Annotated in this window: 8 protein-coding genes; all 8 read left to right on the plus strand. The window is 39.5% G+C overall.

The window, feature by feature from the left end; genetic code table 11:
• Positions 1–590: 590 nt before the first annotated feature.
• The 8 genes from dnaA (at position 591) to ACFVS1_RS20765 (ending at position 11,237) form a co-directional block, all read left to right on the plus strand.
• On the plus strand, positions 591–1,940 hold the full coding sequence (gene dnaA / locus ACFVS1_RS20730; RefSeq protein ID WP_352924354.1) for a chromosomal replication initiator protein DnaA: 1,350 nt from the start codon (positions 591–593) through the stop codon (positions 1,938–1,940).
• A gap of 192 nt (positions 1,941–2,132) precedes the next feature.
• Positions 2,133–3,269, plus strand: coding sequence for a DNA polymerase III subunit beta (gene dnaN / locus ACFVS1_RS20735; RefSeq protein ID WP_352924356.1), 1,137 nt, complete (start codon positions 2,133–2,135; stop codon positions 3,267–3,269).
• Positions 3,270–3,488: 219 nt separating this feature from the next.
• On the plus strand, positions 3,489–3,701 hold the full coding sequence (yaaA, locus tag ACFVS1_RS20740; protein WP_034316192.1) for a S4 domain-containing protein YaaA: 213 nt from the start codon (positions 3,489–3,491) through the stop codon (positions 3,699–3,701).
• 21 nt (positions 3,702–3,722) lie between these two features.
• Positions 3,723–4,841, plus strand: a complete 1,119-nt coding sequence (gene recF / locus ACFVS1_RS20745; protein ID WP_048687943.1) for a DNA replication/repair protein RecF — start codon at positions 3,723–3,725, stop codon at positions 4,839–4,841.
• A gap of 12 nt (positions 4,842–4,853) precedes the next feature.
• Positions 4,854–5,117: an extracellular matrix regulator RemB gene (gene remB, locus ACFVS1_RS20750; RefSeq protein WP_352924358.1), complete on the plus strand. Its 264-nt coding sequence runs from the start codon at positions 4,854–4,856 to the stop codon at positions 5,115–5,117.
• Positions 5,118–5,192: 75 nt separating this feature from the next.
• Positions 5,193–7,118, plus strand: coding sequence for a DNA topoisomerase (ATP-hydrolyzing) subunit B (gyrB, locus tag ACFVS1_RS20755; protein ID WP_352924396.1), 1,926 nt, complete (start codon positions 5,193–5,195; stop codon positions 7,116–7,118).
• 97 nt (positions 7,119–7,215) lie between these two features.
• A complete protein-coding gene (gyrA, locus tag ACFVS1_RS20760; RefSeq protein ID WP_387550117.1) occupies positions 7,216–9,774 on the plus strand; it encodes a DNA gyrase subunit A in 2,559 nt (852 codons plus the stop codon).
• A gap of 395 nt (positions 9,775–10,169) precedes the next feature.
• Complete coding sequence (locus tag ACFVS1_RS20765; protein WP_387550150.1) at positions 10,170–11,237, plus strand: HD-GYP domain-containing protein; 1,068 nt, start codon at positions 10,170–10,172, stop codon at positions 11,235–11,237.
• Positions 11,238–11,560: the final 323 nt, after the last annotated feature.

Here is an 11,560-nt window from a genome sequence, read left to right on the forward strand (position 1 = left end):
TCAAAACAAATTAGTCGAGCCTATAATCACGGTCTGTGGATAAATTTCGACATGTTTTTTTCTATCCACATCCCATTTTATAGACTTTTGCACATAACAATGGCCTGTGGAAAAGTTTTTCCCACAAGCTCGGTAAGTTGTGGATAAAGTTTTCTAACCCATTGCAAGACGCCTGAATTTCTGATATTATATTTGTGTTTTCACTCTGAATAACTTTATCAACAGGTAACGTTTATCCACAGACTGTGAATAACTTGTGGATAGTTTATCCGACCTGTGTATATTAATCTGTCCACAGATGGTGGATATTGTCGAAAACCCTTTTTTCTTCTTTATTATATATTTCTTAAAATACCTGTTGATGAATAAACATTCAAATCTACATTGGTTCACCAGATGTAGATTGTACAAAGGTTGTACAGCGCAAGATATAGTTTTTAGGCACTCCATTACACAACACAAAAATCCCTTAATACAGCTCACCGAACCTTTGCTGTCAAAATTAATATAAAGACGGCAATCGATGAGTTTATTTGTGCCTATACATTTAGATACAATTATTAAAAATATTTTGCAAAGGAGGGATAAGTTTGGATAACATCGATAGCCTCTGGAACCAGGCGCTCGGAAAAATCGAAAAAAAAATCAGTAAACCAAGCTTTGAGACTTGGCTTAAATCAACCAAGGCTTATTTACTGCAAGGTGATACATTAACAGTCACCGCTCCCAATGAATTTGCCAGGGATTGGCTTGAAGAACGCTATTCCCATCTTATTTCGGATGTATTGTTTGAACTTACCGGTGAGGAATTGGAAGCAAAATTCATCATTCCCCCCAATCACGAAGATGATGATTTTACCGTTCCTGTTCAGCCTAAAAAGATAAAAAAGCAGGATAAGGAGCATGCTGCATTTCCACAGCATATGCTTAATGCGAAAAATACATTCGATACATTTGTCATCGGCTCCGGCAATCGTTTTGCCCATGCCGCGTCTCTCGCTGTTGCAGAAGCTCCGGCCAAAGCCTATAATCCCTTATTTATATACGGGGGCGTCGGCCTTGGAAAAACTCATTTAATGCATGCAATCGGGCATTATGTTCTAGAGCATAATCCGAATGCGAAGGTCGTTTATTTATCGTCTGAAAAGTTCACGAATGAATTCATCAACTCGATCCGGGACAATAAAGCTGGGGAATTCCGTGATAGATACCGAAGCGTGGATGTTTTATTAATTGATGATATTCAATTTCTTGCGGGAAAAGAACAAACTCAAGAAGAGTTTTTCCATACATTCAATGCATTGCATGAAGAAAGCAAACAAATCGTCATCTCGAGTGACCGCCCGCCAAAAGAAATACCTACACTAGAGGATCGCCTCCGTTCAAGGTTTGAGTGGGGCTTGATCACGGATATCACGCCACCTGATCTGGAAACGCGGATTGCCATATTGCGTAAAAAGGCAAAAGCTGAGGGACTTGATATCCCGAACGAAGTCATGCTCTATATCGCCAACCAAATCGATTCCAATATTCGAGAGCTTGAGGGTGCACTTATTCGTGTCGTCGCTTATTCTTCATTGATTAATAAAGATATAAATGCCGATTTGGCAGCTGAAGCATTAAAAGACATCATCCCTAGCTCAAAACCTAAAATAATCACCATCTTGGAAATCCAGAAAACGGTCGGTGAACATTATAGTGTCAAACTTGAGGATTTCAAGGCGAAAAAACGGACTAAATCCGTAGCATTTCCAAGACAGATTGCCATGTATCTTTCCAGGGAGTTGACGGACTCATCCCTGCCCAAGATAGGTGATGAATTTGGAGGTCGCGATCATACGACGGTTATCCATGCGCATGAAAAAATCTCCAAACTCATGCAGACGGACACCCAGCTTCAGCGTCAGGTAAAAGAAATCCAGGATCAGCTGAGGGTATAATAGATTCTGGATAATGTGAATAACTGACGACTACTTACACACAGTCTGTCCACATGTGGATAGACTGTTTTTCCTTAGGTTGAGTGGACTTATCCACATATCAACAGGCCCTACTACTATTACTACTATCTTTTTTAATAAAAATTATTAATAAATATGCCTATTCGGCAATTAAAAATTGGAGGATGAAACATGAGATTTATAATCCAAAGAGATCGATTAGTTCATAGTGTCCAAGAAGTAATGAAAGCAGTCACATCAAGGACGACGATTCCGATTCTAACGGGGATAAAAATAAGCGTTACTAGTGAAGGTGTCACTCTAACAGGAAGTGATTCTGATATCTCCATCCAATCATTCATTCCGGCTGAGGTTGACGGAGATGAAATTGTTGAAGTTAAAAGCAGCGGCGGTATTGTCCTGAATGCCCGTTTTTTCAGTGAAATTGTCAAAAAGCTGCCGATGGATACGGTAGAAATTGAAGTGGAGAACAACTTTCAAACGATTATTCGTTCCGGCAAAGCTGAATTTAATCTAAATGGACTGGATCCGGAAGAATATCCACATCTTCCGATCATTGAAGAAGAAAATATCTTCAAACTTCCAACGGACCTTTTAAAGACCCTTATCCGACAAACCGGCTTTGCAGTGTCCACGTCAGAAACACGCCCCATCTTAACAGGTGTAAACTTGAAGGTTCAAGATGACGAATTGACCTGTATTGCAACAGACAGTCATAGGCTTGCAATGAGGACAGCCAAAATAGAAAATAAAATTAACGGGACCTATAGTGTTGTCATCCCAGGTAAAAGTCTGAATGAGTTAAGTAAAATCCTTGATGATACAAACGAACTCATTGAAATCGTCATTACCGAAAACCAAGTACTTTTCAAAGCTGAAAATTTATTATTCTTCTCAAGACTTCTTGAAGGGAATTATCCTGATACATCACGCTTGATTCCATCAGATAGCAAAACCGATGTGACTGTTCACACCAAGGATTTTCTACAAGCGATCGACAGGGCTTCTTTATTGGCGAGAGAAGGAAGAAATAATGTCGTCAAATTGTCAACCCTGGAAGGCCGTATAATCGAAGTCTCTTCCAATACTCCTGAAATTGGTAAAGTAATTGAAGAGGTTCAGGCAGAAGCCATTGAAGGTGAAGACCTGAAAATCTCATTCAGTGCCAAATTTGTAATGGATGCTCTAAAAGCATTGGAAGGTTCCGATATAAAAATTAATTTCACAGGTGCAATGCGTCCGTTTGTCATTCGTCCGCTACATGATGATTCCATGCTGCAATTAATTCTCCCAGTAAGAACTTACTAAGCTAAAATAATATTTCAAAAAAATTAAAGGCTTGTATAGCAGGTCTTTAATTTTTTTATATTTAAACATAGGTTACCAAAGGGTTTTAGGCGTTTTTAAATGCTGTACGGAACGCTGAATCGCTAAAAATAAGAACTGAAAAAGCTATACTTTGTCTTAATGGGATTAATTTAGTAAAATGAAATATTAAAGACTACTTAGAAATGAGTGAGGCATGAAATGGACTCCATAAAAATCAATACTGAATATATTACGCTTGGTCAATTCCTGAAGTTGGCCGATTTAATTCAAAGCGGCGGAATGGCGAAATGGTTCTTAAGTGAATACGAGGTTTATATTAATGGCGAATTAGACGTGAGAAGAGGCAGAAAATTAAGATCAGGTGATAAAATAGAGATTCCTGGATTTGGCACCTACACAATTACAAGCTAAAACATAAGGGAAGAGCGGAATATGTATATTGAAAATATAAGTTTGAAAAATTACCGCAACTATACCGAATTGAATCTGACTTTTGAGAATAAAGTCAATGTAATCCTCGGCGAGAATGCTCAAGGAAAAACAAACGTAATGGAATCTATTTTTGTTTTAGCAATGGCAAAATCTCATCGCACCTCAAATGATAAAGAACTTATTCGCTGGGATGAAGAGTATGCTAAAATAGAGGGAAGAGTTAGAAAGAGAAATACCTCAATACCACTTGAGCTGACCATTTCAAAAAAAGGGAAAAAGGCAAAGTGCAACCATATTGAACAAAGAAAGTTGAGTCAATATGTCGGAAATATGAATGTGGTCATGTTTGCGCCTGAGGATCTGAACCTTGTAAAGGGAAGTCCTCTAGTCAGACGCCGTTTTATAGATATGGAAATTGGCCAGGTTTCTCCCGTATACCTTCATGATATGAGCCAATATCATAAAATACTTCAACAAAGAAATCATTACTTAAAGCTTCTGCAGACCCGGAAACAAACGGATACGACGATGCTTGACGTGCTGACCGATCAATTTATTCAGTATGCAGCGAAAATTGTCGAAAGAAGATACGAGTTTCTTTTAAAGCTCCAGCAATGGGCAGAGCCGATTCATTCGGGGATCTCCAGAAATCTAGAAGTATTGAAAATCCAATATAAACCGTCTCTTGATGTATCAGAATCTATGGATTTGACGAAAATGATAGAAGTATACACAGAAAAATTTGATAAAATAAAAACAAGGGAAATTGAACGGGGTGTAACACTGGTAGGTCCTCATCGTGACGACCTGGTTTTTTTTGTGAATGACCGGGATGTCCAGACATACGGTTCACAAGGACAACAGCGAACCACGGCCCTGTCTTTGAAACTTGCTGAAATTGAGCTGATCCATGAAGAAATCGGCGAGTATCCCATTTTATTATTGGATGATGTGTTATCGGAACTTGACGATTTCCGTCAATCCCATTTACTGAATACAATACAAGGGAAAGTGCAAACATTCGTGACGACACCCTCCGTTGATGGAATCGATCATCAAACCCTAAGAGAAGCGTCCACCTTTTATGTTAGTCAAGGAAGTATAAAAAAGGTTAAATGATGAGGTGAATGTATGTATCTCCATATTGGTGAAGACATTCTTGTGAAAACGGACGATGTCATAGCCATTTTAGATAAGAAGCTGCTTCAGACCTCCCCAATCATGAGTGAATTTTTGGAGAAAAAGTCTGATGTAACTTACCATTTAGCAAAAAACTCGGTTAAATCGATTGTAGTGACGGACAAACAGGTATATTATTCACCGCTTGCGTCGTCCACTTTGAAAAAGCGTTCACTGCAGCCATCGCTCTTAATCGATGATATAGATATTCTTTGAATTGTAGCTAAACGTTATATTTACTCCTGAAAATTGATAAATGCCAAAAGAAAAGTGTAGGTGATACGTATGACAATGGAACAAAAAGAAGTACAAGCTCAGGCATACGATGAGAATCAGATACAGGTTTTAGAAGGCTTAGAAGCAGTTCGTAAACGTCCGGGAATGTATATCGGCACTACCTCTGCAAAAGGACTTCACCATCTTGTTTGGGAAATTGTCGATAATAGTATTGATGAGGCACTAGCTGGTTTCTGTACGGAAATCAAAGTGACGATCGAAGAAGACAATAGCATAACCGTAGTCGATAATGGTCGGGGAATTCCAGTGGGGATCCATGAAAAAATGGGACGCCCAGCTGTAGAAGTAATCATGACGGTCCTTCATGCAGGCGGTAAATTTGGCGGCGGAGGGTATAAGGTCTCCGGCGGTCTGCATGGTGTGGGGGCATCAGTAGTTAATGCCTTATCCACGGTATTGGAAGTTTACGTTCATCGTGAAGGTAAAATCCATTATCAGCAATTTAACCGCGGTATCCCAAAAGAAGATTTGAAAATCATCGGGGAAACCGATCATACAGGAACGACTGTACACTTCATTCCTGATGGTGAAATTTTCACAGATACCCTGGAATATGATTTCGATACATTAGCCACACGAATCCGTGAGCTTGCATTCCTGAATAAAGGCTTGAAGCTGATCATTGAAGATAAACGTGAAGATGAAGAGAAAATCAGGGATTACCACTATGAGGGCGGCATCAAATCTTATGTTGAGCATTTGAACCGATCTAAAGAGGTATTGCATGAGGAACCGATTTTCATGGAAGGCGAGAAAGATGGAATTTCCGTTGAATTGGCTTTGCAATATAATGACAGCTATATCAGTAATGTCTTTTCTTTTGCCAATAATATTCATACCTATGAAGGCGGTACACATGAATCAGGATTCAAGACTGCTTTGACCCGTGTCATCAATGATTATGCACGGAAAAATGGTCTTTTAAAAGAAGCGGATGCCAATTTCTCAGGTGAAGATGTCCGGGAAGGTTTAACGGCAATCATTTCGATTAAGCATCCTGACCCGCAATTTGAAGGTCAGACGAAAACCAAACTCGGAAACTCTGAGGTAAGAACGGTTACTGATTCCATTCTTTCGGAACGACTTGATGCCTTCTTATACGAAAATCCTGCCGTGGCCCGAAAAATTGTAGATAAAGGGCAAATGGCAGCGAGAGCCCGATTGGCAGCGAAGAAAGCACGTGAATTGACCCGGAGGAAAAGTGCTTTGGAAGTATCCAATCTACCAGGTAAATTGGCAGATTGTTCTTCTAAGGACCCGAGTATCAGCGAATTATACATCGTTGAAGGAAACTCGGCGGGGGGATCGGCAAAACAAGGGCGAGACCGTCATTTCCAAGCCATCTTGCCGCTAAGGGGTAAAATCCTTAATGTTGAAAAAGCGCGATTGGACAGAATCCTGCACAATGAAGAAATAGGTACGATCATCACAGCACTTGGAACAGGCATTGGTGATGAATTCAATACTGAAAAAGCTAGATATCATAAAATTGTTATCATGACCGATGCGGATGTCGATGGTGCCCATATCAGAACGCTGATGTTGACATTCTTCTACCGGTATATGAGAAAAATCATCGAGTATGGATATATATATATTGCTCAGCCGCCACTTTTCAAGATTCAGCAAGGGAAAAAAGTGGATTATGCTTATAATGACCGCCAGCTTGAAGAAATCATGGCGAGTTTGCCAAGTACTCCAAAGCCTAACCTGCAGCGTTATAAAGGGCTGGGGGAAATGAATCCGGAGCAATTGTGGGAAACGACCATGAACCCTGAAACGAGAACGCTGCTTCAAGTCAGTTTGAAAGATGCTGCCGAGGCAGATGAAACTTTCGAGATGTTGATGGGCGACAAGGTCGAACCGCGACGTAACTTCATTGAAGAAAATGCAATTTATGTAAAAAATCTTGATATCTGATTTTTTGACAGGATGCTTTTTACATCCTGTTCTTTACATAGTGTACGAACAGTTAAATTTAAAAGAGAGTATAAGCTTTTAATAGGAGGTTGGCTCCATGTCAGAAAATGAAAGATCAGGTGTAAAAGAAATAAATATAAGTACCGAGATGCGGACATCGTTTTTGGATTATGCGATGAGTGTTATCGTGTCGCGGGCTTTGCCTGATGTAAGGGACGGTTTAAAACCGGTACACCGAAGAATTCTTTATGCAATGAACGATCTTGGAATGACTTCGGATAAACCATTTAAGAAATCAGCCCGTATCGTCGGGGAAGTCATCGGTAAATATCATCCGCATGGTGATTCGGCTGTATATGAAACGATGGTACGGATGGCGCAACCTTTTAACTATCGCTATATGCTTGTAGATGGTCATGGGAATTTCGGTTCGGTCGATGGTGACCAAGCTGCCGCAATGAGGTACACAGAAGCGAGAATGTCGAAAATCTCGATGGAGCTACTCCGAGATTTAAATAAAGATACGGTCAATTTCCAGGATAACTACGATGGTTCAGAAAGAGAACCAGCCGTTATGCCTGCCCGCTTCCCGAACTTGTTAGTGAATGGTTCATCAGGAATAGCGGTAGGGATGGCAACCAATATTCCACCCCATCAATTAGGTGAGGTAATTGACGGAGTATTGGCTTTAAGTAAGAATCCTGAAATTACAATTCCAGAGTTGATGGAATATATCCCTGGGCCGGACTTTCCGACAGCCGGTTTGATTTTAGGACGAAGCGGAATCAGAAAGGCCTATGAAACCGGAAAAGGATCAATCATTCAACGGGCGAAAGTCGAGATTGAAGAGAAACCGAATGGTAAACAGGTAATCCTTGTTAAGGAAATCCCTTATCAAGTGAATAAAGCAAGATTGATTGAAAAAATTGCAGAACTTGCTCGAGATAAGAAAATCGAAGGCATTACCGACTTACGGGATGAATCGGATCGCAATGGCATGCGTATTGTCATGGAGCTTCGAAAGGATGTTAATGCGAATGTCCTTTTAAACAACCTGTATAAGCATACTGCGATGCAGACCACCTTCGGAATCAATTTGCTTGCTTTGGTGGACGGTCAGCCTAAAGTGCTTAATTTAAAACAATGCCTGCACTACTACTTGGAGCATCAGCAGGTAGTCATACGGCGCAGGACTGAATTTGAATTACGGAAAGCGGAAGCCCGCGCCCATATTTTAGAAGGGTTGCGCATTGCACTTGATAATTTGGACGCAGTCATTACGTTGATCCGCAGTTCCCAAACGACAGACATTGCCCGTGAAGGCTTAATGACACAATTCTCACTTTCCGAAAAACAGGCGCAAGCTATCCTGGATATGCGTTTACAGCGTTTGACAGGTTTGGAACGTGAAAAAATTGAAGATGAATATCAGGCATTAATGGCTATAATTGCAGAATATAAAGCGATTCTTGCTGATGAGGAAAAGGTTCTTGAAATTATCCGTGAAGAGCTTCTTGAAATTAAAGAACGTTTTGATGATAAACGGAGAACTGAAATCACATTAGCCGGATTTGAAAGCCTGGAAGATGAAGATTTAATCCCAGAGGAAAATATAATCGTGACACTTACGCATAACGGTTATATTAAACGCTTGCCTGCAACCACATACCGCAGTCAAAAACGCGGAGGGCGCGGAATACAGGGTATGGGAACGAATACAGATGACTTTGTCGGTCACTTGTTAACCACATCGACTCATGACACTCTATTATTCTTCACCAACAAAGGTAAAGTCTATCGTGCCAAAGGATATGAAATACCTGAATATGGCAGGACGGCAAAAGGATTGCCGCTTATCAACCTGTTGGAAGTCGATAAAGGTGAGTGGGTCAATGCAATCATACCCGTGAAGGAATTTGCGGACGATTGGTATTTATTCTTCACGACCAGACATGGGATATCGAAGCGTACACCTTTGTCGTCTTTTGCAAATATCCGTAATAACGGTTTAATTGCCCTAGGTTTACGTGAAGATGATGAATTGATTTCTGTCCGACTTACGAATGGAGAGAAGCAGATCATAATCGGAACGAAGTCCGGGATGATGATCCGTTTCCCAGAGACGGATGTACGGACAATGGGACGTACTGCAGCGGGAGTGAAAGGGATTTCCTTAGGGACGAATGATGAAGTTGTCGGAATGGAAATTCTTGAAGATGATGAAGAAGTCCTGATCGTTACGAAAAACGGTTATGGAAAACGGACTTCTGCGGAAGAATACCGTATTCAAAGCCGTGGAGGAAAAGGAATAAAAACATGTAATGTCACTGAGAAAAATGGTGAACTTATAGCCGTGAAAACAGTTACGGGTGTAGATGAAGATTTGATGCTGATTACAGCAGCTGGTGTATTGATCCGAATGGAAGTCGAAGGCATTTCTAAAACGGGCCGAAATACACAGGGTGTTAAGCTCATCCGACTCGAATCCGCAGATAATGAATATGTTTCGACGGTTGCCATTGTAGGAAGGGAAGAAGAAGAAGAAGAAGAAAAAGACCTGGATATAGAAACGGTCACGACTCTAGATCCGGATTCTGATCCTGAACCTACTGTAATTGAAGAAAATGAAGAAACTGAAAAAGATACGGAAGAATAATCTTTTCATAAAAAAGGGGTTCGGAATTAAAATTCCGAACCCCTTTTGAATTTTAGCCTAGAGTTAAAGTTTTACTAATTCCATTTATAGAACAATGAAGACTTTAGGCAACGGGTTCTATCAAAAGTTAAACCAAAAAGGCAACGCCTAAATTGTATAAACCTAAAAAACTGTCAACCCAGCAATTAAGCTGGGTCTTTTTTTTGCGCATTAGCTGAATTTCAAAATGATATCAAGAGTGGTTTGGGGATGAGTAAAAAGTCTTATCTGTTTCGGGAAAAGTTGTTAATAAATTGATTTTCTTTAGGTATTTAATCATAATAAAGATAAGTTATTACCATGTTTTTAAAGGGAAATGATACTTATTAATACTACCGAGGTGAAACGTTTTGCTAGTGAAAACTCGCTATTTAATCGAAGGCTGCATCCTCTCGAAAGAAATTAAAGGTCTTACGAACCGCCCCATAATGCATGAAAAAACAATATTGACCACGCGATTGATTGAGGCTTTGCAAGCCTTTTTAATAACTGAGGTAAGTGTTGAAAAAACTTTGATTGATGGAAAGAAATTTCTGCCGAAAGAAGTAATAGATCCAGAATTGGATGAAATGGAAGAGTCATCGGGTTTTATGGATTTATATCTTAAGTCAGTACAAACATATAAACGATTATTTAAAAATTGGCAGGCAGGCAGTAAAGTCGAGGTGGCCATGATTCGTTTAATCATGATTCCCCTTATGGATAAGGCTTTAGAGGAACCGGGAAACATTATGATGCTGCACCACTATTGCAATAAAGAAGAATATGTTTATCATCATGCCATTTCCATTGGATTGCTTGGAGGATATATTGCATTTAAAATGAAGTGCGATAGGGCTGATGTCTACCAAGCGGCAATTGGCGGATGTCTGGCAGATTGCGGGATGGCAAAGCTGCAACCAAGGTTATTAAATAAAACGGAAAGCCTTACAGCGGATGATTATGAGGAGATACATACTCATCCTATTTTCAGCTACAAGATGATTAAAGATAGTTCCATCATAAAGGATAGTGTGAAGATAGCCGTTCTAGAGCATCATGGAAGGTTAGATGGAACGGGATATCCCAAAAGATTGAAAACAAAGCCCATGCACTTATTCTCAAAAATCATTGCTGTTGCAGATGTATTTCACGCCATGACTTCCGAAAGGGCATATAGAAAGAAACAATCACCGTTTAAGGTATTAGAGATGATCTTACATGATGATTTTGGTAAATTTGATATTGGGGTAGTTAAAACCTTGTTATCAAGCTTCGCTAATTTTTCCATTGGAAGCAGGGTCAAACTGAACAATGGATTCATCGCTGAAATCATTTTTATTGATGCCGGGTCGCAAACAAGACCGGTCATAAAGGTGATGGATAGTGAACAAATTATCAATTTAGGTATTAACCGGGAATTATATATAGAAGAAATACTATAATGTTCAAAGAAAAAGTTTACTCTTAAAACGTAAGCTTTTTCTTCTTGAATAGGTGTACAGTCATGGGATTTGAAATCTATGAATTCATTTATATTATTTATTTTAAAATAACTATTGCTTTTATTCCTTATACTAGATATAATAACTAAGTCGACAGCGAAAGAAAAAAGTTGTTGACAAAAAATAATATAGATGATATATTATTAAAGTCGTTTCTAAACAAATGACATAAATTGCTCTTTGAAAACTGAACAAAACAAAGCGCCAACGTTAAATTTTAAGTGAGCACACACTATCAAAAAAGCAAATGAGCAAGTCAAACA

Source organism: Peribacillus sp. NPDC058075, assembly GCF_042885195.1.
Lineage (GTDB): Bacteria > Bacillota > Bacilli > Bacillales > DSM-1321 > Peribacillus.